This is a genomic window from Streptomyces gilvosporeus, assembly GCF_002082195.1.
Taxonomy (GTDB): domain Bacteria; phylum Actinomycetota; class Actinomycetes; order Streptomycetales; family Streptomycetaceae; genus Streptomyces; species Streptomyces gilvosporeus.
Map to the genome: position 1 here is coordinate 7811846 of NZ_CP020569.1, position 24172 is coordinate 7836017.

Genomic DNA, 24172 nt, shown 5'->3' on the forward strand with positions numbered 1-24172 from the left:
AGAGACCCGTCATGAGCGCTGAACTGACCTTCGACGAGCTGGCCTCGCTGATGAAGAAGGGCGCCGGGCTGTCCGTCGAGCCAGCGGATCTGGCGGAGCGGGCCGATGCGCCCTTCGCCGAATTCGGGCTGGACTCGCTCGGTCTGCTCGGCATCGTCGGCGAGCTGGAGAACCGCCTGGGCCGGCCGCTGCCCAACGACGCCGAGCGCAGCAGGACGCCGCGCGACTTCCTCGACCTTGTCAACACCGTGCCGACGACAGGAGCCTGATATGCCTGGCCACACCGAGAACGACATCAAGATCGCCGCTCCCCTCGACCTCGTCTGGGACATGACCAACGACCTGGAGAACTGGCCCCAGCTGTTCAGCGAGTACGCCGCGGTCGATGTGCTCTCCCGCGAGGGCGACAAGACGACCTTCCGGCTGACCATGCACCCCGACGACAACGGCACCGTCTGGAGCTGGGTCTCCGAGCGGACCGTCGACCGCGCGGGACTGAGCGTGCGTGCCCGCCGGGTGGAGACCGGCCCGTTCGCGCATATGGACATCCACTGGACCTACCGCGAACTGCCCGGCGGTACGGGGATGTACTGGACGCAGGACTTCGCGATGAAGCCGGAGGCCCCGGTCGACGATGCGGGCATGACCGAGCACATCAACCGCAACTCCAAGATCCAACTGGAGCTGATCCGCGACAAGATCGAGGCGCGCAACCGTGCCATGAAGGGCTCGGCCAGCCCCAACTGACGGCCCTCACCCGCCGGTACGCCACCGGTACGCAACCGTCCGGCCCGCAACCGAAGGGACGCACCGATGCACCATGCCTTGATCGTCGCCCGCATGGCGCCACAGTCCGCTCCGAAGATCGCCGAGGTCTTCGCGGCCTCCGACCAGACGGAGCTCCCGCATCTGATCGGCGTCTCGCGGCGCAGCCTCTTCCAGTTCGGTGACGTGTATCTGCACCTCATCGAGTCCGAGAAGCCGCCCGGACCCGAGATCGCCAAGCTGACGGAGCACCCCGAATTCCGTTCCGTCAGCGACCGGCTCTCCGCGTACGTCAGCGCGTACGATCCGGAGACCTGGCGCAGCCCCAAGGACGCGATGGCCCGGCAGTTCTACACCTGGGAACGCGACACCTCCCGCTGACCCGGTGACCCGCTGCCCCGGTGCCCGCGGCCGGTCACGGCCGCGGGCACCCGCGCGGGGGACCACGGCCGGCTCTCCCGGCCCGCTATCCCGGCACGCTGCACTCGAAGGCGTGCAGATACGCGTTGACCGGCATGATGTCGTGCACCCGCAGCCCGGCCTCCGCCATCCGGCCGATGAGGCTCTCCTTGGTGTGCTTGGCGCCGCCGACGTTCAGCAGCAGCAACAGGTCCATGGACGTGGTGAACTTCATCGACGGGCTGTCGTCCACCAGATTCTCGATGATCACCACCCGGGCGCCGGGCCGGGCGACCTCCAGGATGTTGCCCAGCGTCCGCCGGGTGCTGTCGTCGTCCCACTCCAGGATGTTCTTGATGATGTAGAGATCGGCCCGGACCGGGATCTCGTCCCGGCAGTCGCCGGGCACGAACCGTACCCGCGAGGCGAGCGGACCGCCGTCGCGCAGCCGCGGATCGGCGTTGGCCACCACCTTGGGCAGATCGAGCAGCGACCCCTCCAGATCCGGGTGCTTCTCCAGCAGACTCGCCAGTACGTGCCCCTGCCCGCCGCCGATGTCCGCCACCGACGCCACCCCGGTCAGGTCCAGGAGTTCGGCGACATCGTGCGCGGACTGCTTGCTGGAGGCGGTCATCGCCCGGTCGAAGACCTTCGCCGACTCCCGGGCGTCCTGGTGCAGATAGTCGAAGAAGCCCTTGCCGTACAGGTCGTCGAAGACGCTGTGGCCGGAGCGCACCGCCTCCTCCAGCCGCGGCCAGGCTTCCCACGTCCACGGCTCGGTGCACCACAGGGCGATATCCCGGAGGCTGTCGGGGGCGTCCTCGCGCAGCAGCCGCGACATCTCGGTATGGGCGACGGTCCCGTCGTCCCTCTCCTCGAAGATCCCGTAGCAGGACAGGGCGCGCAGCAGCCGCTGGAGCGGACGCGCCTCGGTGCGCAGCGCAGCGGCCAGCTCCTCGACGCCGGCGGGCGTGTCCCCCAGCACGTCCGCCACGCCGAGTCTGACTGCCGCACGTACGGAGGCCGTGCACGCGGCGCCGAAGACGAGTTCCCGCAGCCGCATGGCCGACTGGGGAGTGGGGCTTACGGTGGTCATTGCGCCTCGATTCTGCTGCTGGGTGCTCCTGGTACTGCTGGTCCGCCGGAGGTGCGCGCAGCGCTCAGCACAGGCCGGCCGGCTCGGAGACCCGGCAGACATTTCCGACGAACCGGTGTCCAAAACCGTCCCGGTCCCGGTCGGCCAAATCGGCCGGCCGGTTGCGCAGCATGACGTTGTCCCGGATCTCGTGGCGCACGTTGGGGGCCTTCGCGAAGCTGGGGAACAGGACGATGCCGCCGGAGAGCGGCGAGGTGCCGACGTTGTCGACGACCCGGTTGTCCCGCACGGAGGTCTCCTCGGCGCCCGTCAGGACGATGCCGATGCCCTGGAGGAACGGCAGGCGCTTGGTGGCGGGGCAGTGCTTGTTGTTCCACGTCACGTCGTTGCCCCGCAGCGAGAGGTCACCGGCCCGGGGGCGGGTCTCGTCGCCGACGACGAAGACCCCGCCGCAGTTGCCGGTCATCCGATTGCCGTCCACGTGCAGATTCCGGACCCGTCGTACGGTGAGGCCGATCCGGTTGCCCGCCATCAAGTTGCCGACGATGGCGGTGCCCTGGGTGTCCAGGGCGCCGTCCTCCTCCTCGACCACGTTGGCGAGGAAGATGCCCGCGTCGCCGTTCTCGCGGGCGGCGTTGTCCCGCAGCAGGCTGCGCACGGACCGCTCCAGGGCGATTCCCCACTGGCCGTTGTTCCGCGCGACGACGTCGCTCACCCGGAGCCCGATCGTGCCGGTGGCCCAGATGCCGTTCTTCTTGAAGCCGGCGACGGTCAGCGAACGGATCCCGACATCCCGCAGACGGCGCCCCGGATCGCCCAGCACGCAGATGCCGTCGCCGTCCTGACCGCAGGCGTTCTCCGCCCGCGCCACGGGCGGGCCGATCACGGTCCGCGGGCCTGACCCGCGCAGGGTCACCCCCGATTCCTTGATCACCACGCTCTCCCGGTAGACGCCGGGCCCGATCAGGACGGTGTCGCCCGGGCGCGCCGCATCCACCGCCGCCTGGATCGACTCGCCCTGATGGACGAGGTGCAGGTCCGAGGCACCGGCCGGCGGGGCCGTGGCCAGCCCGCCGGCCACCGCCGCCGCCAGGTACGCCCCGCACACCAGGCGGCGCAGGCCCGGTCGCGTCGCGGGGTGCTCGGTTCTTCGTCTCACGGGCCGTTCCGTCCCTCTCGCCTGACGGCCGGTCCGCCGCCGCGCCTGCCACCGCGCAGGCCGTCGCGCCGGTCGCCTGATCTGTCGCCTCGTCATGAGGCGAAGCTATGGGCGATGACGACCGCTTGCCACATGCAGTAACCCGATGACCACAGCAGGTACGCAGATCGGGTGGGCGCGGTCCCGAATGCCGTACGGATCACGACCAGACCTCGTGGTCCCCGCCCCGCCACTCGATCACCTCGCGGTCGTCCAGGGTCACCACGTCCGTGGCCAGACCGGCCCGGCGCAGGAATTCGAGCACGTCCACGGTGCTGTACGCCCGGCCGACGGGCTCGCCCCCGATGGTCACCTGTCGGCCGCCGTCGGGGGACGGCGGATGCACGACGACGGGCGGATGGCTCATACCGTGAACGGCCGCTGCGCCAGGAACGTCTCACCGGGCTGTCCGGTGACATAGAAGTTCGGGCTCTGGGTGGGCGGCATGTTCCGCTGGATGTCCCGGTGGAATGCGCGATATCCGCCGTGGAACGTCCCGTTGTCCCACACCTCCAGCAGCGTCCCGGTGAACAGGCCGTTGACCGGGCCGTCCGAGGCGAGCTGATTGTCCTGGCAAGCGGAGATCAGCAGCGCGCTGGTGCTCCCTCTCCGGGACGATTTCGTGCCCAGGCTGCGCTGGACGTTCCGGAAGAACTCCTTGTCCCGCTCGTAGATCTCGGCCTGTTTGACGACCGGCATCAGCCGCGAGGTGTCCTCGATCCGGTTCGGGTCGCTGGTCTGGAACTGCCGCTGCATCGCCTCGGGGGTGAGCACCTCGCGCACCTCGATGCCCGACCCGCTGTGACAGCTGTCGTGCAGCGCCAGGATCCGCACCCCGTCGGCGAACCGTCCGAATTCCCGGTAGAGCTCGTCGTCCAGGAACTGCCGGTCGTAGAACACCAGCGTCTCGTCGAATTCATCCGCTTCCGTGTCCCCGCCCTCGGCGTTCGGCACCTGGCCGCCGTGACCCGAGTAGGTGAACAGAAAGATGTCACCGTGCTCCAGCCGCCGGGCCGCCCTGCGCAGCTCGCCGGTGATGTTCTCGGTGGTGCCGTCGGCGGTCAGCACCACCGTCTCCTCGAAGCCGGCGCCGCGGGCCAGCTCCGCCAGATCGCGGGCATCGTTCTCACAGGCGACGAGCCGACCGTCCCAGCCGTCGTACTGCGCCGGATCGACGCTGTTGAGTCCGACATGGAGGGAAACGCCGGTGGCCATAGGGGCTCCTGGAATACGGGGTCGGGGGACAGCGGAGGCGCCTCGATGCATGCCCCGCGACGAGCCCCGTCTCCCGTGCGCCCGGCTGTTCGAGTGGCTTCGGCGCCGCCCCCGCCGCCCGGCCCGCTGGCCGTCGCCGCCGACGCGCCGGCCGATCTGCCCGGCCGGCCGGTGTACTGCATCGGCTACCCCGCCTGGGACGGCCGACGCAACGAACCGGAGTCGATGCGCCGGATCTTCATGGACGTCTACCACGTCAAACGCCTCCAGCCCGGCACCACCGCGGAACTGCTGCCCGAGCGCACGACCATGAAGCACGACTGCTCCACCCTCGGCGGCAACAGCGGCTCCCCGGTCTTCGACCTCGCCGACCACCGCGTCCTCGGCCTGCACTACGGCGGCCGCTACGGCTACGGCAACTACGCCGTACCGCTGTGGCAGCTGGTCGACGACCCGCTGCTGTCCCGCGCGGAGGTCAACTTCGTCTGAGGCGGGGGTACGGGAACATCCCGGCTGCGGGGAATACCCCGGCCGCTCGCGCCGTTCCCCTGGGGACCGTCCCGACCATGGAGGTGCCGTGACCGGTTCCCGACCCCGCCGGACCCCGCTGCGCGCGCTGCGGCCCGCCGCCTTCGGCGCCGAGCCCACCGGGGAGCGGCTGGCCAGGATGCGCCGATCGCCGCAGTTCCACGACGGCCAGTTCCGCAATCCGGCGCCCACCCGGGAGCTGTTCCGGGCCTCCGCGCTGCCGATGGCCCGCGCACAGCTCAGCCGCGAGGCGCGGCGGCGCCGGGTCCCGGCGGGCCGGATTCCGGTGTACGACCCGACCGCCGCGGACTGGGGCCGCCCGCCGGCCTCCGGGCTGCGGATCACCTGGCTGGGCCATTCGAGCGTGCTCGCCGAGATCGACGGGCGACGGGTGCTGTTCGACCCGGTCTGGGGCGAGCGCTGTTCGCCGTTCGACTGGATCGGCCCGAAACGGCTGCACCCGGTGCCGGTGGACCCGGCCGCGCTGGCCCCGGTCGATGCCGTCGTGATCTCGCACGACCACTACGACCATCTCGACATGCCCACCGTCCAGGGCCTGATCGCCTCCGGCGCGGCCTTCGTCGTCCCGCTCGGCGTCGGCGCCGACCTGGAGTTCTGGGGCGTCCCACCGGAGCGGATCACCGAACTGGACTGGCACGAGTCCACCCGGATCGGCGAGCTGACCCTGACGGCCACCCCCGCCCAGCACTTCTGCGGCCGCGGACTGCGCGGTCCGCAGCACACCCTGTGGGCCTCGTGGGTGGTGGCGGGACCCGAGCACCGCATCTACCACAGCGGCGACACCGGCTACTTCCCCGGCTTCGCCGAGACCGGCGCCGCCCACGGCCCGTTCGATGTGACGATGATCCAGGTCGGCGCGTACTCCAATTTCTGGCCTGCGGACCGCACGGACCCGCTGCCCCTGCCCGGCGCCTGGCCGGACATCCACATGACGCCCGCACAAGGCGTTCAGGCCCACCTCGATCTGCAAGGACACCGGCCCGACGGGGTGCTGCTGCCGATCCACTGGGCAACGTTCAGCCTGTCGGTGCACCCGTGGGCGGAGCCCGGTGAGTGGACGAGGAACGCGGCGGACGAGGCCGGGCAGGCCGTGGCGTTCCCGCGGCCGGGCCAGCCCTTCGAACCCGCCGGAGAGGTCCCCGCCGATCCTTGGTGGCGCGCGGTGTCCGCCCCCCTCGCCCATCCCTGGCGCCGGCCCCGGCTCCCTGCCGTGGTGCAAGAGGCCGACGGCGAACTCGACTTGGCGGGCGAGAGGTGACTCAGCCGCCGTGCCGCCGCCGGTAGCGGCGAGCGGCCCACAGCCCGGCGAGAATTCCGGGAACGAGGAATCCCCACGCACTTGCGGTCGCTTCACGCCCGCCGAGGGAAACGATCCAGAGCAGCGCCAGGAGAACGGTGCATGCCGCGGACACCGACACGAACACCGCGCATTCGATCCACCAGTTGCGAGAGCGGTAAGGCATATCCGTCATCATCGACTACTTGGTGATGAAGTGGCACTGCACAGCGCGCCGCTTACCGTTGACGAACAGCTGGGCACATGCCTTCCCGTACTTGGGAAGCGTTCGTTTCCCCGTCTTGTACACGGGCACCGTCCCCGTCTTGCACGTCGTGTTCAGCGGGCCGCGCACGATCTTGTACGTCTTCCCGGCCGTATCGGCGTAGTGGTATTCCAGGCGGGTGTTGCAGAAGCGGGTGGCCAGCACCGCAGGTCCGACGCAGTCCACACCCGTGATCTGGCGGTCGATCTTCTTTCCGGACCCCTTGATCGAATGGGTCAGAAAGCAGCCGGTGGGAACGTTGAAGGTGGCCCCGCCGATGGAATAGCTGAACGAGCCGATAGCGGTGGACCCGGCCGCCGAACGCAGCATCGGGTTCGGCGCCTTCACCAGCTTCTCGTCCTCGGCCGTGACGGCGGCGCCGGGAATATCCTCGACGGCGACGTGATCGGCGAGCGCCTCGCCCGAGTAGTCGGACGGAATGTCCTCTGCCGCCTGGGCGGAGGAGGCGCCGGCGGCGAGGAGAGCCGCGGCGGATATACCGGCCATCGCGGCAGCGGTGATCTTACGCAAGGGATTTCCCCCGGGTGGAGCAAGTAAATCGGTCCCGCGGGACATTACCTTCCCTTTACCGGAGAAATCGAATTGATCTCCGTTGGATCGTGTTGATCTCCGTTGGGCGGTGAGTGCGCCGGCGGTTGGGCGGTGAATGCGCCGACGCGGACCGCTGCGTGCGGCGTCCGCCCTCATCTCCCGCCCCTGGCGCCACCCGTGACGGCGGAGCCCCTCACGCCCGCGCTCGTCCCCTGCGTTCTGCTCCCCAACTCCCTTTTCCTGAACGGGAGTTCGCATGAAATCGCACTACTGTCCGTGCGACGCCCACTCAAGGAGGTGGCGAGGGGTGGCGAAACCTCGAAGTGGGTCCGACTCCCACCCCGGCAACAACTAGCGTGCGTGCTCCGTGAACTGCCAACGGCCGATCCGGAGGGCGCCGATGCCTGCCGCATTCCCCCAGGGGACCCAGACGTCCCCGGAGGTCCCCAGGTCCCCGGAAGGGGAGAGTTCCTCCGGGGATCAGTGTTCCCCGGGGGGGCTCCCCGTACCCCTTCCCACCGCGCGGCGGGAGCGCGACGGCGGGCGCCACGGTCGGGCCGCCTTCCCCGAGTCGGCCGCCGATTCGGCGATACGGTCCCGTCTGGTCCGGCTCGCCGCCGTACCCTGCCTGCTCGTCGCCGTCGTCTCCACCGCCGTCGCCGCCTTCGCCGTCCAGGCCGGCGGCGCCCACCTCACCGGCCGCGAATGGCCGGTGCTGGCCGGCGGGCTGGGGCTGGTCTGCGTCATCGTGCTCACCGCGGGCGCCACCGCCAACTCCGAGGCACGCGCCGTCGTCATGCGCTACGCCCGCCTCCGCGAGGTGTGCGCCCGCAGCCAGTCCGACCTCTACGACCTCCTGGACCGGGTGCGCCGGGGCGACCGCCTCCACCACCGCGATCCCGCATCCGACCAGGCCCCCGCCGCCACCGGCGACACCCTCGATCTGCTCGCCCACGAGGTGACCGCCGCCGGCCGCGCCGCCGAGGCCGCCGTCATCGACGCCGTCGCCATCGCCCGCAGCAACGCCACCGGCAGCGAGCAGAAGGTCGAGGTCTTCGTGAACCTCGCCCGGCGCCTCCAGTCCCTGGTGCACCGCGAGATCCTGCTGCTGGACGAGCTGGAGCACCAGGTCGAGGACCCCGATCTGCTCAAGGGGATCTTCCACGTCGACCATCTGGCCACCCGCACCCGGCGGCACGCCGAAAACCTCGCCGTCCTCGGCGGCGCCATCTCCCGGCGCCAGTGGACCCGCCCGATCTCCATGGTCGAGGTGCTGCGCTCCTCCATCGCCGAGGTCGAGCAGTACCCCCGGGTCAAGCTCTGCCAGCCGATCGAGGGCCATCTCCAGGGGCACGCCGTCGCCGACGTCGTCCACCTGCTCGCCGAACTCGTCGAGAACGCCTCGATCTACTCCGCCCCGCAGACCCCCATCATGCTGCGCGCCCAGCTGGTCACCGCCGGCCTCGCCGTCGAGGTCGAGGACCGCGGCCTGGGCATGGACCACGACGAGCAGGCGCAGATGAACGCGCTGCTCGCCGACCCCTACAACGTCGATGTCGAAGAGCTGCTGAGCGACGGCCGGATCGGTCTGTACGTCGTCGCCTCGCTCGCCCGCCGCCACGGCATCGTCGTCCAGCTGCGGAACAACATCTACGGCGGCGTGCAGGCCGTCCTGATCGTGCCCACCGAACTCCTCGGCGAGGCACCCCCCGAGGAGGACGGCAACGGCGAGCAGGGTGCGGTCACCGGCGCCCCGCCGGAGACCACGACGACGCTCGAACGCGACGACGAGCACGACCCCTACGCCCGCTACGCCTCCGATGCCTACGAGGACGAGCCGCGCGGCCGCCACCGCAGCCTCGACTCCGCCGCCACCGGCCCCGAGCGCGCACTCGAAGCACCCCGGCAGGGCGCCGACGACCACTCGGCCATGCCACCCACCGGCCCCGTCCGCGCCACCGCCTCGGCGCACTCCGACTCCGTCTCCGTCCCTGGACGCGCCTCCGGTCCTGCGGGCTCGGACGCCGCCCCCGGCCCCGTCCAGCTGCCGCCCGCCCCGCCCGCCGACCCGGACGACGGCGCCCGCCCCCGGCTGCCGCGCCGGATCAAGCAGACCCATCTGGTGCCCGAACTCCGCGGCGACCCGATCCTGCCGTCGCAGAGCACCGGCCCCGAACCCGAGCACGACCCGACGCTGATGGCCACCTTCCAGCGCGGCTTCAGCCTCGGCGACGACGACTACGCGGCCGGGCTCGCCGCCTACCGCAACCGCACCCCCGCAGGCCAGGGCGGCGACACCAGCAGCCCCGGCGGCCCCCAGCCGCTTGCCGACCACGACCACGAGGCCGCCACGGCCCGCCCCCGAGGAGACGACCACAACCATGGTGAGTGATGTGCACACGCAGCCGCACCCGCAGCCGTTCACGGCGCAGCCGCACACCGCGTCGCAGGCCCAGGCCCAGGGCCGGCAACAGGGGGAACTGGCCTGGCTCCTGACCGGGCTCATCCAGCGCGTCCCGCATACCACCAGCGCGCTCCTGCTGACCTCCGACGGCCTGGTGAAGGCCGCCCACGGCTTCGACCCGGACAGCGCCGATCACATGGCCGCCCTGGCCTCCGGTCTCTACTCCCTCGCCCGCAGCACCGGCGCGCGCTTCGCGCCCGGCGACAAGGTCCTCCAGGTCGCCGTGGAGCTGGAGTCCAGCTTCCTGTTCGTCTCCGCCGCCGGAACCGGCGCCTGCCTGGCCGTGCTGGCCGGCCGCGACGCCGATGTGGGGGTGCTGTCGTACGAGATGGGGATGCTGGTCAAGAGTGTGCGGCCCTATCTGTCCACGCCGGCGCGCCAGCAGAACCCGACCGGCGGTCGCTGAGCATGCCGCTGGGCCGCCGCATGCGGCAAGGCGGTCATGAGCCGGCCTGGTACGACGATGCCGCGGGCCGGCTGGTCCGGCCGTACACCATCAGCAACGGCCGGACCCGCCCCACCGCGCACTTTGATCTGCTGACCATGGTGATGGCCACCGGACGGCGGCCCGTCGCCTGCCAGGGACCGGACTACGCAAGGGTGCTGGGACTGTGCGGCGGGCCGGTCTCGGTCGCCGAGATCGCCGCCCACATACGACTGCCCGCCGTGGTCACCAAAGTGCTCCTCGCCGACCTCGTCGAGTGCGGGGCGCTCACCGCGCGGGCGCCCGCCGCCGTTTCGGCAGACCCCGCGTCCCGGACCGACCGAGCCCTGCTGGAGGCGGTGCTGCATGGACTTCGTAAACGACTGTGACTCCCCGGCCCCGGGGACCCCTTCCCCGGTGTCCCAAGCCCCGGGGAATCCCCCTCCCGAATCACCCGACCTGTTTCCCACCGCGCTCAAGATCCTGGTCGCGGGCGGCTTCGGCGTCGGCAAAACCACCTTCGTCGGCGCGGTGAGCGAGATCGAGCCGCTCAGTACGGAGGAACTCCTCACCCAGGTCGGCATCGGCACCGACGACCTCGAGGGCATCGAGGACAAGAACACCACCACCGTCGCGATGGACTTCGGCCGGATCACCCTGAGTTCCGAGCACGTGCTGTATCTCTTCGGCACACCCGGCCAGCAGCGCTTCTGGTTCATGTGGGACGAGCTGTCCAACGGTGCCCTCGGCGCGGTGATCCTCGCCGACACCCGCCGGCTCGACCAGTGCTTCGCCGCCGTCGATTTCTTCGAGCGGCGCGGCATCCACTTCATCGTCGCGGTCAATGAGTTCGACGGCTCCTATCACTACGAACCGGAGGAGGTCCGCGCCGCAATAGACCTCTCGGAACGCACCCCGGTCGTGCTCTGCGACGCCCGGCAGTGCAGTTCGGCCACGAACATCCTGGTTTCGCTCGTCGAGCATCTGCTCACCCCCGCCCTAGCCGCCACTCCGGAGGTGCCATGAAGCATCCCGTCTCCCGCGTCCCTTACGTCTCCTACGACCCCACGCGCCGTCTGCTGCTGACCCCCGAGGACAACGAGGCCCCGGCGCGCGTGGCCCGGCTGCGTGAACTGGGCATCGGCAGCTCCCCGTTGCCCGCGTTCGACGACTTCGCCCGCAAACTGGCCGGGACGACCAGGACGCCGTACGCCATGGTCAACTTCATCGACGAGAAGCGGCAGTACTTCGCCGGGCTCTACGCACCCGACATGGACCGGGCCGTCGAGCTGGGCCCGGCGCCGCCCAGCGGCCGGCCGGGCCGGGTGATGGCCCGCGACCACGGCTACTGCCCGCATGTGGTGGTCCGCCGCAAGGCCCTCGTCCTGGAGGACGTCTGCGACTACCCCCGCTTCGCGGGCAACCCGGTCGTCGACGAGATCGGCATCCGCTCCTACATGGGCGCGCCGCTGATCGACCGTACGGGAATGACGCTGGGCACCGTCTGCGTGGTGGACCTCGAACCGCGCCCGTGGGGGCGGGAGGGGCTGGCGACCATCAAGGGGCTGGCCGCGGAACTGGTCGAGCAGATTCACCAGATGGAGCAGGAGCAGCTTCAGCGGCAGCAGCCCGACGCGTCCTGAGCGACGCCCGGACCACGGGCCGCGGCACCGGTCGTTCCGACCGAGCGCCGCGGCCCGTCCGTTCACCCGGCGCCGCTCACCGGTGCCGACTGAACCAGGAGACCGCTCTTCCCGGCCCGGTGCGCTGCCCCGGGACCGTGGCCGGCGCCTTCTCCTCCGGCCGCTCGGCCGGCTCCAGCCGCAGCAGCTCCGCCAGCCGGTTCGACCACTCGCCCTTCGCCTGGCCCAGCGCCAGCTCACCCAGCCGCAGCAGCTGGACGTCCGAGGTCCCGGCCGGCGCGACGATATGGTGCGCATCGCGCAGGAACCGCTCCACCGGCCGGTCGGTGAACAGCCCGCACGCGGCATGGATGTCCATCGCATCGCGCGCCGATTCCAGCGCGGATTCCACATTGACCAGCTTGGCGTTCATCAGCTCCGCATCGCACGGCAGCCCCTGGTCCAGGAGATGGACGGCGTGGTACGCGGACAGCCGGGCCAGCAGCAGACGGGACTGGATGCGCCCCAGCTTGAGCTTGATGTTGTTCAGCTCCGCCAGCGGTTTGCCGTAGCGCTGCCGCTCCGCGCTGAAGCGGGAGGTCTCGTCCAGCACCGCCTGATGGATCCCCAGCGATACGGCGGTCAGATTGGGCCGCCCGTACAGCACGCTGGAGGAGTACGCCACGGACAGTCCGTCGCCCTCTTCGCCCAGCAGATTCGCCGCCGGCACCCGGCAGTCGTCGAAGAACAGCTCGCCGAAGCTGAAACCGTGCAGTCCCATCGCGGGCTGCTGCGGCCCGACCCGGAAGCCGGGGGTGCCGGACTCGACGAGGAAGGCGGACAGGCCCGTGGAGCCGGGGCCGGTGCGCACGACCACGCCGTGCACATCGCCGACATGGCTGTTGCCGACATAGATCTTGTGGCCGTTGAGGACATAGTCGTCGCCGTCGCGGACCGCGGTGCTCTCCATGCCCAGGACATGGCCGCCGGACTGCCGTTCGGTGACGGCTATGGTCGGCAGGCACTCGCCCGACGCGATCGCCGGCAGCCAGGTCTTCTTCTGCTCCTCGCTGCCGAAGTGGGCGATCTTGGCGACGCCCAGCTGGGACGCCTGCACCATCGCGCCCATGGCGGCGCTCACCCGCGAGAGCTCCTCGATGATGAGGGTTTTGGCCAGATGCCCGGCGCCCATCCCGCCGTAGGCGCGCGGGATGGTCACGCCGATCCACCCCTGTTGGGCGATCAGCCGCGAAAGGTCGTGGCAAACGGAACGGCTCGCCTCCATCCCGGCGATCCGGGGCCGCACCTCGCGCTCGGCGAACTCCCGTACCTGCTGCCGGAGCGCTTCATGTCGCGTGTCGGTGAAATAGCGATACAAGACGAGTCCTCCTCCGCGTTCCTTCCCGCGCTGGTCGCATCCCGCCTCAGGACGGCACTGGCGATGCCGTCTACCCCACCATTCCGGAACGTGAACTGTCGCTTACTGCGTGCAATACCCGTTGGCATACCTACTGCGGGCCGCTCAAAACATCAACTGGTATCAATTCACTGAGGAGTTGGGGCGTGCGCGCATCACGCACAACCCCTTGCGAGCCCCCACCCGGCGAGCGCAGGTGGTGCGGGGCGGACGGTGCAACAGCCGCGCCACCCCACGCCTCCCCGGCGTTTTGCGGATGGTTCCGTTCCGTTCAGTGCCCGGTGTCGCAGCACGATTCTCGGCGGTGCTGCCGCCCCACCTCCAGCCAGTCGGTGGCCGCGGCGACGGCGCCGCCGGAGTGCGCCGCGGGCGCCGGGAAGGACTCCACCAGCTCACGCCGCTCGATCACCCGTCCGCCGCGCAGTACGGCCGAAATCCGCACCAGGGAGTCGAAGTCGCTGAACGGGTCGCCGTCCACCAGCGTCATATCGCCGAGCTTGCCGACCTCCAGCGTCCCCAGGTCCCGCTGCGCGCCGAACACCCGGGCCGGCAGCGCGGTCGCGGTCCGCAGCGTCTGGGCCACGCTCAGCCCGCCGCGGTGCAGCGCCCGCAGGGACAGATGCAGGGACAGGCCCACCGCGGTCAGCGGCTGGTCGGTGCCCAGCGCGACCAGCCCGCCCCCGGCCAGCACCCGCCGGTAGATGGCCACTTCGGTCGCGATATCCGCCAGCTGCGCCCGGGTGGGCGGCGTTCCGGCGTGCTCCCGTACGACCGCGACGTCCCACGGCGGCATCAGCCGGCCCACCCGGTCGTCCTGCGCCAGCGAGGGATCGTCGCCGATCAGCGCGGCCGCCGAGAACGGGGTCGCGATGAGGTGGAATCCGGCGCCGCCGGTGTAGATCTCCTCGACGTCCTGAGAGGAATGCGCCGAGCCGGAGACGGCATGCCCGAACTCCAGCCGCTGGGTCGCTTGCAGATGGGTCGTCAGATCCTGCCCGACCTGCACGCCGGGCGTCAGCAGATGGCTGCCGGACCGCACCCCCAGCCGCTCGTGCGCGAAGCGCGCCGCCTCCGCCATCACCCAGCCCGGCGCCCGCACATAGGTCTTGACGAAGTCCCAGTCCAGGGCCGCGCCCCGCGCCAGCGAACGCCGCAGGCCCGCCCTGGTCCGGTGCGCCCGCCCCATGCTGTACGCCACCCGCCCGCCGTCCAGCAGCTCCCCGCAGGTCAGCAGCCGCGGCCCGGCCAGCGCCCCGGCCGCCACCGCCTCCCGGAGGCGGGCCTGCTCGTACGCGAAGCCGCCGCAGGAGACCGCCGTGGTGATCCCGTACGCCAGCTGGAGCGCGGTCTGCCGCCCGCCGTAGGTCGTCTGCCAGGGGTGGGTGTGGGCGTCCCACAGGCCCGGCAGCACGGTCTGCCCGGAGGCGTCCACCGTACGGGCCGTCCGGCCGCGGGCCGTCCGGTGCGGTTCCACCGCGGTGATCCGCCCGTCCCGTACGACGACGTCGACGTCCTCGCGCACCGGTGCTCCGGTGCCGTCCCAGAACCTGCCCGCACGGACGACGGTGTCCCGGGCGCGTGCGGGACGGTGGGTCAGCGACAGCGGGACGGTCCGCGCCGGGCCGCCGTCCACCGGGATCAGCCGCAGCTTCCCGGCCGACAGGTACAGCAGCGTGCGCGAGTCCCCGGACCACGACGGATGGTCGGCGCTCTCCTCGGTCAGCTGCCGCGGCGCGCCGTCCGGTGTGCCGTCGGCCCGTACCGGCAGCACCCACAGCGCGGACTCGGCGATCACCGCCATCCAGCGGCCGTCGGGGGACCACACCGGACCGGAGTCATAGCGGTCGGCGAGCGAGACATGGTCGGCGAGCGGGTACAGCCTCCCCTTGCCGGTCTCGGCGTCCAGGACCCGGATGACGTTGTAGCCCTCCCGGAAGCGGCGGTTGAGGCGGTTGCGGTCGCAGTACGCCAGATAACGGCCGTCGGGCGACCAGCTGGGCCGCCCCGGCAGCCCGCCGGCGCCCATCGGCGCGGCCAGCACCTTCTCCGTACCGTCCGTCAGGGTCCGTACGACGAGATTGCCCGCCATGTCGAGCGCGGCCAGCCGTCCGCCGTCCGGCGACAGCGCCGGCTGGACCCGGCCCCCGGTGGCCAGCACGGTCTCCTCGCCGGAGGCCACCTCGCGGCGGCGGACGGCGAACAGCCCGTCCCGGTCGTCCGCATAGACCAGCGCCCGTCCGTCGCGCGACCAGCTCGGCGCGAGGACGTACCGGGTGGCCGCGGCGCGGACGATCCGCCGCGGCGTACCACCGCCCGAAGTGGGCGCCGTCCACAGGGAGTTGTGCGCGGCGAAGGCGACCGTGCGGCCGTCGGGGGAGAGTGCGGGCAGATGCACTCCGCGCACCGGCGCCGCCGCCGTCCGTTCGAACCCGTAGTCCTTGACGCGGTACTCGGGGCGCTCCAGCGGCAGCCCGGCGCGGAACGGGATGGTCTCGGCCCGCTGCGGCGCGTCCACCGGGACGATCCGGAAGTGCCCGTCCACCGTCAGCAGCAGGGCGTCCGGCGTCACCCAGCGCGGCGGCACCGGCGCCACGTCCCCGGTGACCTCGATCCGTGCCCCGTCGACCACCAGGGCGCAGGTCGGCCCCGGATAGTCGGTGGTCCGCAGATAGGCCAGCCGCCCGGTGGGGGAGAGGGCCGGGGTCATCACCTGGGCGGCGGCCGGTTCGGTGTGCTCGGTACGGACCGCGCCGCCGCCGTCGGCGGGTACCGAGGCGACCGTACGGGAGACGAGCGCGGCTCCGGAGACGGCGCCGCGGACGAAGACGATCCGCGTGCCGTCCGGCGACCAGCAGGGGTCGAAGTCCTCCCAGGCGCCGTCCTGGTGCGGGCCGTCCTGACCGGGCAGCCCGGTCACCCGGGTCAGCCGCCGCGTCGCCACCTCCAGCACCCAGATCCGGTACGGGGCGCCCGCCACCGCGTCGCCGCCGCGTTCGGAGGCGAAGGCGATCCGGGTCCCGTCGGGCGACCAGGCGGGGCCGCGGTCGTCCCACGGGCCGTCGGTCAGCTGCCGCAGGTCCGAGCCGTCGGGGGCGACCGACCACAGATGGAAGGAGCCGCCCCGGTAGGCGCAGAGCGCGATCCGGTGGCCGTCGGGGGAGTGGACCGGACGGGTGGGTTCCAGATCGGGCGGCGTCAGGGCCACCGCCTCGCCACCGGCGCGCGGCAGCGACCACAGGACGTTCTGGACCTCGGCGACCAGCCGGTCACCGGACGGGGAGAGGGAGGCTGCGCCGTTGGTGGCGGCGGTTAAGGAGAGGGTGGTGCCGTCCTGCGCCTGGGCGGCGGGGGCGGCGACTCCCGTCAGCCCCGCGACGGCGGCCGCGGACGCGGTGCCCTGGAGGAATCTGCGGCGCGAGAGGGGGAACGGCGTGGGGAAGAGGCCCTCGCGCCCCTCCACGCCCTGCGGGTGGCCTGCATCGTCACGTCGGCCTGCATCGTCACGGCGGCGCGCATCATCGCGTCGGCCCGCATCATCGCGTCGGTCCGCATCATCACGGCGGCCTGCGTCATCACCACGGTCGGTGGTATTCAACGGTCCTCCTGGAAAAGGGGGTTGGGACACTGCGGCAATCAAGAACCGGCCGATCGTGTCACGCCGCGCGCCCACCGGGGCAACCCCACCGCGCGCCCCATGGACGTACCGCGCCGCTCGCGCAAGAGTGGGCGCCGACCACTCGGCGCCACCGCTTTTCCCGCCACCGCCTTCCCCGCCACCGTTTCCCGGCAGTCAGGAGACGCCCCCATGCAGGCCCCGCGGCAGGACTTCCACCCGGACTTCCATCAGGACTTCCATCAGGCCCCCGACGGTGCCCGGATCGCCCGCTACACCTGGCTGCCGGAGTCCGGCCCGCCGCGCGCCCTCGTCCAGATCGCCCATGGCGCCGCGGAGCACGCCCGGCGCTACGACCGCTTCGCCCGCTTTCTGACCGGCCACGGCTATGGCGTCCTCGCCTCCGACCACCGCGGCCACGGGGCCACCGCACCCGCCACCGGGGGCCGCGGCGTGGTCGGCGAGGACGCCTGGCGGGCCACCGTCGCCGACCTCAAGGGCATCGGCGACCACGCCGCCGCCGAGCACCCCGGCATCCCCCTGGTCCTGCTCGGCCACAGCATGGGCGCGATGCTGGCCCGCGACTACGCCCAGGAGTACGGCGCCGACCTCGCCGGCCTGATCCTCTCCGGCACCTTCCGCACCCTGCCGGGTCTGGACCTCGAAGCCGCCGCCGACGCACTGGAGCAGGAGATCGCCGCGCACGGCCGCACCCACCCCTCCCCCTTCATCCCGCGCACCTTCAGCTCGTTCAACGACGCCTTCCCGCACCGCACCGGCTACGAATGGCTCTCCCGCGACACCGCCGAGGTGGACCGCTATGTCGCCGACGAGGACTGCGGCTTCGCCTTCAGCGCCGGTCTCGCCCTGGACTGGGTACGCGCCATCCGCAAGATCAACGACCCCGCCCACCTCGCCCGCATCCCCCGCGGCCTGCCCGTCCACCTTGCCGTCGGCGACCAGGACCCCTGTCACCAGGGCATGACCCTCATCCACGAACTGCTGGAGGACTTCCGCTATATCGGCACCCGCGACCTGACCTGGCGGGCCTACCCGGACGCCCGCCACGAGATCCTCAACGAGACGAACCGGGACGAGGTCCAGTCCGACTTGCTGGCGTGGCTGGACAAGCGCATCTGACGCCACCGGCCAGGAACACCGCGATCCGCTCCCGCAGGCCGTCGTCGGCATACGACACAGCGGGCAACCTCAAGTAAACTTGAGGTCAGGTAAGGCGTCTCGCTCGGTGACCCCGATGGCCGGTGCCGCCGGCGACAGCCGCGCCCCTGCCTCGTCGGCCCGCCGTGCCGGGATATGGCGGCACGCACCCTCTGACATGGGGTATTGTTCTCGTGCACGCCCGGTACGGGACTCTTCCCGGCCGAAGCGGGCAATCGGGACGTGGCGCAGCTTGGTAGCGCACTTGACTGGGGGTCAAGGGGTCGCAGGTTCAAATCCTGTCGTCCCGACGGACGAACAAGGTCCGTCGGCCTGGGGAAAGCCCAGGTCGGCGGGCCTTTTCTCATGGCCGCGCGGCCTGGGCGGGGTGTGCCGGTTCGTCCTCGTCGAACGCCATGACGTTGCCCTCGTCCGCCCCCGCGGCGTACGGCGCCCAGGGTGCGAGGTCCGCGCCGTTCGGCGAGCCGGTGGTGACGAAGGCGGCAAGGGCCCCGGCGAACCTGTGGAAGAGCGCCTCGGCCCGGAGTCGGCGCGGGGCGTCGGGTCCGCCGAGGGCGCCCAGCAGCGTGCTGCCGCGGTAGGCGGCGAAGCTGCCGAAGAGGAAAGGGAGTTCGGCGCAGTGTGAGGCGCCTACGGGGCTGTCGCCCCGGCCTCCGTCCCCGTTGGCGGCCAGGTCGCCCCCGTCCCCCTCCCCGTAAGGACACCGGTCGAAGCGGTAGACGTACGTCAACTCGCCCAGAGCCGAACGTCGTTGGGCGAGGTCGGTGACCCCCGACCGCCAGTGGAGGTCGCTCGCCACGTCCGAGAGGATCCGCGCCGGAGTGCCGCCGGTTCGCCGGGCCGCATACCGGACGTAGGTCTCCTCCGCCCGGTCGCGGTCGTCGCCCAGCCAGGTGGTCAGCATGTCCACCGCCGCCGCGCGGTCCGCGGTGCGGATGCGGTCGTCGTGGGTGAAGAAGGCGGTCATCTCGTCGGCCGTGGTGCCGGCCAGGACGTCGGTGCCGTGCAGTGCGCCGTCCGCGACCGCATCGAACAGCGGCCGGGGGACCGCGGCCCCGCCCAGGACCGGGTACATCGGCGGTGCGGTGCGCCCGGCCCGCAGCGCCTCGGCGCGCACCGTGCGGTAGCCGTCCAGGAGTTGCGCCACGGGGAGTGTGCGCAGTGCGGCCGCCGTCTGCGCCGGGCCGGTGCCCGCGGGGACGTCCAGGGCCCGCAGATACGCGGCCGTGGTCTCGGCGGCCTGGTCCGGATCCTGCGCCGGGAGGTTCAGCGGAGCGCTCTGGATGATCACGCGCCGGATCAGCGGACCGGCCTCGGGGGAGAGGGCCAGCAGCAGGGCCGCATAGGCGCCCGAGGACTGGCCGCCCACCGTGATCTGCGTCGGGTCGCCGCCGAACGCCGCGATGTTCTCCCGCGTCCAGCGCAGCGCCGCGAGCTGGTCCAGCAGCCCGGCGTTGTCCGCGCCGATCTCCGGGAAGTGGAGGTAACCCAGCGGCCCGATCCGGAAGTTGGCCGTCACGACGACGATGTCGCCCAGCGCCGCCAGCCGGGCGCCGTCGTAGCACTCCGTGCCGCTGGAACCGCCGGCGAAGGCGCCGCCGTGGAACCACACCAGCACCGGGCGGGGCCGTGCGCCGCGCACGGCGTCGGCCGGGGTCCAGACGTTGAGGGTCAGACAGCCGTCCTCGGACCACTCCGGCGTGGGCTGCCCGGTCAGCCAGGACAGCGCGGAGGGGAGCTGCGGTACGGCGGGACCGGGGTGCGCCGCGGGGCGGACGCCGGTCCAGCCCCGATGCGGCTCCGGTGGCGCGAAGCGCAGGGCGCCGACCGGTGGCGCGGCGTACGGAATGCCCTGGAAGGCCGCCACCGGGCCGGTGGGCATCCGGCGCGGGTCGTCGTGCAGGATCCCGCGGACGTCACCTCCGGTCGTGGTGACGGTCTGCGGATCCGACGGGCGCGAACTGGTCATGACGGACGGTCGCTTTCCGTGTGGGGGACGGTGGCGGCGTGTGCATGGCGATCGTAGGCGAGGGCCGTACGGGGGCGCGGGCGGGGGTCATGTCGTGCGCGCAGCGTGAACTCAACTCCCGGTTAAGTCCGAGCTCCTCACTGTCCGTAAGTGGACTGGTGCGGCGCGTGCGTCCCGTGGAAGGATGGCGGAGAGAGGTTCCGGCGCCCTTGACTGCCTTAACTGTTCGTTGGGCTCGGCCCATTGGGCCGCCGTGCGGGACCGCGAGAGTCCGAAAGGCGGAACGGTGGCATGACGGCAGCGGGGGACGGCTCGTCCAAGGGGGCGGGCAGCGGTGCGCTCGCGGAGCGCCTGAACCATCTCTTCGCGCATATGCATCCGGCCGGGGCCCCGTACACCAATGCCTTTGTCGCCGAGGAGATCAGCCGCCGGACGGCCGAGTACGGCGGGGCCAAGGTCACCGAGCAGTATCTGTCGATGCTGCGCAACGGCCGCCGCGCCAACCCCAGTCCGGAGCTGCTGCGCGCCCTGGCCAAGTTCTTTGCCGTACCGGTCGGTTATCTGCTGGGCGACCTCTCGCAGCCGCAGGTCGCACGGGTGGAGGAGGAGGTCCGCTTCCTGGCGGCGATGCGCGACCAGCGGGTGCGGGCCATCGCCCTGCGCTCGGTCGGACTGCCCCCGGAGGTGCAGGAGAGCCTGACGACGATCATCTGCCAGTTCCGGCAGCAGATGAATCTGCCGGCCGATCCGCCGGAGCGGGGCGGTGAGCACCATGGGGAGTGATCCGATACGGAAACCGGTGGGCGACGGCCTGCGGGCCGCCGGGCCGGACGAGATCTTCGCCTTCTGGCGACGGGCCGGACGTGAGGACGGGACGAGCATGCGAGTGGGGCAGATACGCCGGCGGTGCAAGCGGCTGATCAAGGAGCTTGCGCTGCCCGCCTCCGTGGATCTGCGGGGGATGTGCGACATCGTCGCCACGCAGGTGGCCCGGCCCGTTCATATGGTGCCGATGAGCCTGGGCGGGGTGGTCTCCGGCATGACGGCCTCCACCGACGACGGCTACTGGGTCTTCTTCGAGCTCAAGACGTCCCCGTGGCACCAGGCGCACATCGTGCTGCACGAGCTGAGCCACCTGCTGCTGGGTCATGCGCAGGACCCGGCCATGACGGAGGACGCCCTGCGGATCTGGACTCCGTCCGTCGATGTGGCCACCGCCATGCGCCGGATGGGGCTGACCGCGGGCCTCGCCCGCCACCACGGCTACGACAACCTCGCCGAACGGGAGACCGAGGTGCTGGGCACGCTGCTGATGGAGCGGGTCGCGCCGTCGGCCGGGGAGCGCGAACTCCCGCTGGAGGGGAAGGCGGCCGAACTGGCCGCGGCCCTCGGGCCCGCGCTCCAGCACATCCGCACGCAGCAGGACGAGGCCGACGGGGACGGGCGGGGGCAGGGCACGTCGGGGCAGGACGAGGCCGCGGCCGACGACGGGGGAGCGCAGCGTGTTTGACGTCATCTATCTCTCCTTCGCCGCGCTCTCCTGGGCCCTCGTCGCCTACAAGGCCGCCGCCTGGTTCCGCGACCGCGGCAACGCCGACCTCGGGCTGACGTGTGTGATGACGGGCGGTGTGGCGACCGTCTTCCTCTTCTCCGCGCCCAGCCTCTACCGCGGGTTCGACCGCCTGGTCGGTGTCGCCAACCTCGCGATGGTCTTCCTCTACTCCTCCGTCATGGTCTTCGCCGCGGGGGCGCTCGTCCTGCTGCTGCGCTGGACGGCCGGCGAGGGCGAGGCCGCGCGGGCCCGTGCACGGTCCAGGGCACGCGCCGCCGTCGGGGGTGTGGCCGCGCTGTGGGCGGTGGCCGTCGCCGGCTTCGCGGTCGGCCGCCCCGATGCCGTGGAACACCCCCGTGACTTCAGCACCGCATACACCAACTCCCCTGGTGTGATGCTCTTCCTGGTGCTGTATCTGGCCATCTTCGGGTCGAGCCTGGCGGGCCTGGCGGTGCTCTGTTCGCGTTACGCCGCCCAGCTCGGCCGGTCCTGGCTCACCCGTGGTCTACGGGTGCTGGCCGGGGGCTGCGGACTCGGCCTGGGTTACTGCACCTTCAAGGTCGTCGGCTTCGGCCTGTCCTGGGCGGGCCACCCGGCGCCCTGGCTGTCCAACGGCGTGGCCCCGCTGAGCGCCTCGGTCGCGGCCATCCTCGTCCTCACCGGCTTCGCCCTGCCCGCCGCCGGCCCCCGCGCCGCCGCCTGGCGCCGACTGCGCCGGCTCTCCCCGCTGTGGCGGACCGTCACCGCGCAGGCCCCCGAGGTCACCATGGAACGCGTCCGCTGGACCGACCGCTGGCCGTTCGCCGACCTCGAATGGCGCGCCAACCGGCAGATGGCGGAGATCCGCGACGTCCAGCGCGGCATCCGACGCCATGTCGAGTCCGACGCCGTCGACGTCGCCCGCGAGCGCGCCCGCGGGGTCTCGCTCGACGACCGCCAGCTGGCCGCCGTCGCCGAGGCGGTCGCGCTCCGCCGCGGGCTGGAGAACCGCGCGGTGGGCCATGTGCCGGCCCATGGCGCCGACAGCGTGGTGGTCACCACCGGGAATACCGCGGGTCCGTCCGGCGCTACGGAAGGCGTTGAACTCTCCGCGGAATACGAGCACTTGGCGCTGGTCGCCGACGTCTACCACTCACCGCTGGTGGGGACGGTGCTCACCGAGCTGCGCCAGCGCAGCGCCGTATCGCGCCCCTAGCGGCGCGATACCCCAGACGGGGGCGGCCCGGCACGGGGGTCCGGGCCACCCTCCCCGTCGTCCCCCATCCGCGCGCCCACCGGCGCCCGTCCAGATCTAGAGTCGAGCCCCATGCAGAACACCGCCGAGACCGACCCCGACGCCCCCATCGACGTGACACCCCTCCTCGACGATCCGCACACCGCCTACGCGGCGCTGCGCGAGTCCGGACCGGTGCACCGGATCACCGGGCCGGACGGGCAACCCGCCTGGTTGGTCACCCGATACGACGACGTACGCAGCGCGTTCGCCGATGCGCGGCTGTCCCTGGACAAGAAGCATGCCGCGCCCGGCGGTTACCGGGGTTTCGCGCTGCCGCCCGCGCTCGACGCCAACATGATGAACATGGACCCGCCGGACCACACCCGGATCCGCCGCCTAGTGGTGAAGGCGTTCACCCCGCGCCGGGTCGACGCGCTGCGCGAGCCCGTACGCCGGGTCGCCGAGGGGCTCTTGGACGCCATGGAGGAGCGTGGCGGGCCGGCGGATCTGATCGCCGATTACGCGGGGCCGCTGCCGGTCATCGTGATCTGCGATCTGCTCGGCATCCCCCAGCGCGACCGGCGCGACTTCCGGGCCTGGACGGACGCCCTGGTCACCCCCGATCCCGCCAAACCCCAGGCGATGCGGGACGCGGTCGGGGCGATGCTGGAGTTCTACACCAGTCTGATCAAGACCAAGCGCGCGGAACCGGACGACGATCTGCTCTCGGATCTGATCGCGGTGCGCGACGACGCCACCGGGACGGACGGCGACCGGCTCTCCGAGGACGAGCTGACCTCGCTCGGCTTCCTGATCCTCTTCGGCGGGTACGAGAATGTCGTCCACCTCATCGGCAACGCCACCCTCGGCCTGCTCGAACACCCCGACCGGCTTGCCCGGTTGCGACATCATCCGGCTGAACTCCCCGCCGTAGTGGAGGAGTTCCTGCGTCATTCCGGCCCGGCGCCGCTGGCGATCCGCCGCTTCGCCAAGGAGGACCTGGAGATCGGCGGCGTCCGGATCGCGGCCGGCGACAGCGTGCTGCTCGGCATCGCGTCCGCGAACCGCGACCCCGCCCGCTTCCCGGATCCGGACGCCTTCGACCACGGACGGGACCTCTCCGGGCACCTAGCCCTGGGCCACGGCATCCACTACTGCGTCGGCGCGCCGCTGGCCCGTATGGAGACCGCGACCGCGCTCGGGGCGCTGATCGCCCGTTTCCCGGGCTTGCGGCTGGCCGTTCCGCAGGGCGAACTCAGGCGCCGGCGTACGCTGCGCGCACATGGCCTGATTTCGCTGCCCGTGGCCTGGGAAACGAGAAACGAACAAGTTTTTGAGGCGTAACCGCTCCCGGATGCGGTAAAAAGGTCTCCAGACCCGCCCGGTGTGCATCCCCCGTCG

The 24172-nt window shown here is 71.7% G+C and carries 24 protein-coding genes and 1 tRNA gene; 16 read left to right on the forward strand and 9 right to left on the reverse strand.

Translation table 11 applies throughout. The annotated features are described in order from the left end of the window. Positions 1 to 11 precede the first annotated feature (11 nt). The 3 genes from B1H19_RS34520 (at position 12) to B1H19_RS34530 (ending at position 1146) form a co-directional block, all read left to right on the forward strand. Positions 12 to 269, forward strand: a complete 258-nt coding sequence (locus B1H19_RS34520; protein ID WP_083108818.1) for an acyl carrier protein — start codon at positions 12 to 14, stop codon at positions 267 to 269. Between the two features lies 1 nt (position 270). After that, on the forward strand, positions 271 to 747 hold the full coding sequence (locus tag B1H19_RS34525) for an SRPBCC family protein (RefSeq protein ID WP_083108819.1): 477 nt from the start codon (positions 271 to 273) through the stop codon (positions 745 to 747). 66 nt (positions 748 to 813) lie between these two features. Further along, positions 814 to 1146 carry a TcmI family type II polyketide cyclase gene (locus B1H19_RS34530; RefSeq protein ID WP_083108820.1) on the forward strand — a complete coding sequence of 111 codons (333 nt, stop codon included), beginning with the start codon at positions 814 to 816 and terminating at the stop codon, positions 1144 to 1146. Positions 1147 to 1231: 85 nt separating this feature from the next. Here the strand turns inward: B1H19_RS34530 and B1H19_RS34535 are convergent, their stop codons facing one another. The 4 genes from B1H19_RS34535 to B1H19_RS34550 form a co-directional block, all read right to left on the reverse strand. Then, the gene (locus tag B1H19_RS34535) at positions 1232 to 2260 is read right to left on the reverse strand and encodes a methyltransferase (RefSeq protein ID WP_083108821.1); all 1029 of its coding nucleotides are present in this window, start codon (positions 2258 to 2260) and stop codon (positions 1232 to 1234) included. Positions 2261 to 2324: 64 nt separating this feature from the next. Next, the gene (locus tag B1H19_RS34540) at positions 2325 to 3419 is read right to left on the reverse strand and encodes a right-handed parallel beta-helix repeat-containing protein (RefSeq protein ID WP_418361494.1); all 1095 of its coding nucleotides are present in this window, start codon (positions 3417 to 3419) and stop codon (positions 2325 to 2327) included. 199 nt (positions 3420 to 3618) lie between these two features. Beyond that, entirely contained in the window at positions 3619 to 3825 is a 207-nt protein-coding gene (locus tag B1H19_RS34545; protein WP_083108823.1) for a hypothetical protein, read from the reverse strand. After that, the gene (locus B1H19_RS34550) at positions 3822 to 4673 is read right to left on the reverse strand and encodes a caspase family protein (RefSeq protein ID WP_083108824.1); all 852 of its coding nucleotides are present in this window, start codon (positions 4671 to 4673) and stop codon (positions 3822 to 3824) included. The genes B1H19_RS34545 and B1H19_RS34550 overlap by 4 nt, the downstream gene beginning before the upstream one ends. Before the next feature lie 93 nt (positions 4674 to 4766). On the opposite strand from B1H19_RS34550, the gene B1H19_RS34555 reads away from it, so the two are divergent. Then, positions 4767 to 5162, forward strand: coding sequence for a trypsin-like serine peptidase (locus tag B1H19_RS34555; protein ID WP_272482242.1), 396 nt, complete (start codon positions 4767 to 4769; stop codon positions 5160 to 5162). A gap of 88 nt (positions 5163 to 5250) precedes the next feature. Further along, complete coding sequence (locus B1H19_RS34560; RefSeq protein WP_237289675.1) at positions 5251 to 6480, forward strand: MBL fold metallo-hydrolase; 1230 nt, start codon at positions 5251 to 5253, stop codon at positions 6478 to 6480. Position 6481: 1 nt separating this feature from the next. On the opposite strand, the gene B1H19_RS38985 is transcribed toward B1H19_RS34560, so the two are convergent. Together B1H19_RS38985 and B1H19_RS34565 are read right to left on the reverse strand one after the other, a co-directional pair. Further along, complete coding sequence (locus B1H19_RS38985; RefSeq protein ID WP_159028208.1) at positions 6482 to 6685, reverse strand: hypothetical protein; 204 nt, start codon at positions 6683 to 6685, stop codon at positions 6482 to 6484. 15 nt (positions 6686 to 6700) lie between these two features. Then, entirely contained in the window at positions 6701 to 7294 is a 594-nt protein-coding gene (locus B1H19_RS34565) for a hypothetical protein (RefSeq protein ID WP_083108825.1), read from the reverse strand. A 421-nt stretch (positions 7295 to 7715) separates the two neighbouring features. Between B1H19_RS34565 and B1H19_RS34570 the strand changes: the two genes are divergently transcribed. From B1H19_RS34570 to B1H19_RS34590, 5 genes are read left to right on the forward strand one after another with little or no spacing between them, the layout of a single operon-like run. Further along, positions 7716 to 9707 (forward strand): ATP-binding protein, encoded by a 1992-nt coding sequence (locus tag B1H19_RS34570; protein ID WP_083108826.1) that lies wholly within the window; start codon positions 7716 to 7718, stop codon positions 9705 to 9707. Then, positions 9697 to 10185 carry a roadblock/LC7 domain-containing protein gene (locus B1H19_RS34575; protein WP_083110052.1) on the forward strand — a complete coding sequence of 163 codons (489 nt, stop codon included), beginning with the start codon at positions 9697 to 9699 and terminating at the stop codon, positions 10183 to 10185. The genes B1H19_RS34570 and B1H19_RS34575 overlap by 11 nt, the downstream gene beginning before the upstream one ends. A 2-nt stretch (positions 10186 to 10187) precedes the next feature. Beyond that, on the forward strand, positions 10188 to 10592 hold the full coding sequence (locus B1H19_RS34580) for a DUF742 domain-containing protein (protein ID WP_203237286.1): 405 nt from the start codon (positions 10188 to 10190) through the stop codon (positions 10590 to 10592). After that, a complete protein-coding gene (locus tag B1H19_RS34585; protein WP_083108827.1) occupies positions 10570 to 11229 on the forward strand; it encodes a GTP-binding protein in 660 nt (219 codons plus the stop codon). Before B1H19_RS34580 ends, B1H19_RS34585 begins: the two co-directional genes overlap by 23 nt. Next, positions 11226 to 11846 (forward strand): GAF domain-containing protein, encoded by a 621-nt coding sequence (locus B1H19_RS34590; RefSeq protein WP_083108828.1) that lies wholly within the window; start codon positions 11226 to 11228, stop codon positions 11844 to 11846. The genes B1H19_RS34585 and B1H19_RS34590 overlap by 4 nt, the downstream gene beginning before the upstream one ends. 76 nt (positions 11847 to 11922) lie before the next feature. Here B1H19_RS34590 and B1H19_RS34595 read toward each other — a convergent pair whose 3' ends face one another. Together B1H19_RS34595 and B1H19_RS34600 are read right to left on the reverse strand one after the other, a co-directional pair. After that, entirely contained in the window at positions 11923 to 13203 is a 1281-nt protein-coding gene (locus B1H19_RS34595; protein ID WP_083108829.1) for an acyl-CoA dehydrogenase family protein, read from the reverse strand. Positions 13204 to 13513: 310 nt separating this feature from the next. Beyond that, positions 13514 to 16702 carry an amidohydrolase family protein gene (locus B1H19_RS34600; protein ID WP_083108830.1) on the reverse strand — a complete coding sequence of 1063 codons (3189 nt, stop codon included), beginning with the start codon at positions 16700 to 16702 and terminating at the stop codon, positions 13514 to 13516. Between the two features lie 345 nt (positions 16703 to 17047). Here B1H19_RS34600 and B1H19_RS34605 point away from each other — a divergent pair, with 345 nt between their 5' ends. Beyond that, positions 17048 to 17995, forward strand: a complete 948-nt coding sequence (locus B1H19_RS34605) for an alpha/beta fold hydrolase (RefSeq protein ID WP_083110054.1) — start codon at positions 17048 to 17050, stop codon at positions 17993 to 17995. 255 nt (positions 17996 to 18250) lie between these two features. Then, positions 18251 to 18324 (forward strand) — tRNA-Pro (locus B1H19_RS34610). Positions 18325 to 18377: 53 nt separating this feature from the next. On the opposite strand, the gene B1H19_RS34615 is transcribed toward B1H19_RS34610, so the two are convergent. Continuing rightward, positions 18378 to 20003 carry a carboxylesterase/lipase family protein gene (locus tag B1H19_RS34615; protein ID WP_083108831.1) on the reverse strand — a complete coding sequence of 542 codons (1626 nt, stop codon included), beginning with the start codon at positions 20001 to 20003 and terminating at the stop codon, positions 18378 to 18380. Positions 20004 to 20294: 291 nt separating this feature from the next. On the opposite strand from B1H19_RS34615, the gene B1H19_RS34620 reads away from it, so the two are divergent. The 4 genes from B1H19_RS34620 to B1H19_RS34635 all read left to right on the forward strand — a co-directional run bounded on the left by B1H19_RS34620 (position 20295) and on the right by B1H19_RS34635 (position 24115). Next, positions 20295 to 20786: a helix-turn-helix domain-containing protein gene (locus B1H19_RS34620; protein WP_083108832.1), complete on the forward strand. Its 492-nt coding sequence runs from the start codon at positions 20295 to 20297 to the stop codon at positions 20784 to 20786. Then, entirely contained in the window at positions 20776 to 21513 is a 738-nt protein-coding gene (locus B1H19_RS34625; protein WP_083110055.1) for a hypothetical protein, read from the forward strand. Before B1H19_RS34620 ends, B1H19_RS34625 begins: the two co-directional genes overlap by 11 nt. After that, a complete protein-coding gene (locus tag B1H19_RS34630; RefSeq protein ID WP_083108833.1) occupies positions 21506 to 22750 on the forward strand; it encodes an MAB_1171c family putative transporter in 1245 nt (414 codons plus the stop codon). The genes B1H19_RS34625 and B1H19_RS34630 overlap by 8 nt, the downstream gene beginning before the upstream one ends. Positions 22751 to 22861: 111 nt before the next feature. Beyond that, positions 22862 to 24115, forward strand: a complete 1254-nt coding sequence (locus B1H19_RS34635) for a cytochrome P450 family protein (protein WP_083108834.1) — start codon at positions 22862 to 22864, stop codon at positions 24113 to 24115. The last annotated feature ends 57 nt before the right edge of the window (positions 24116 to 24172 follow it).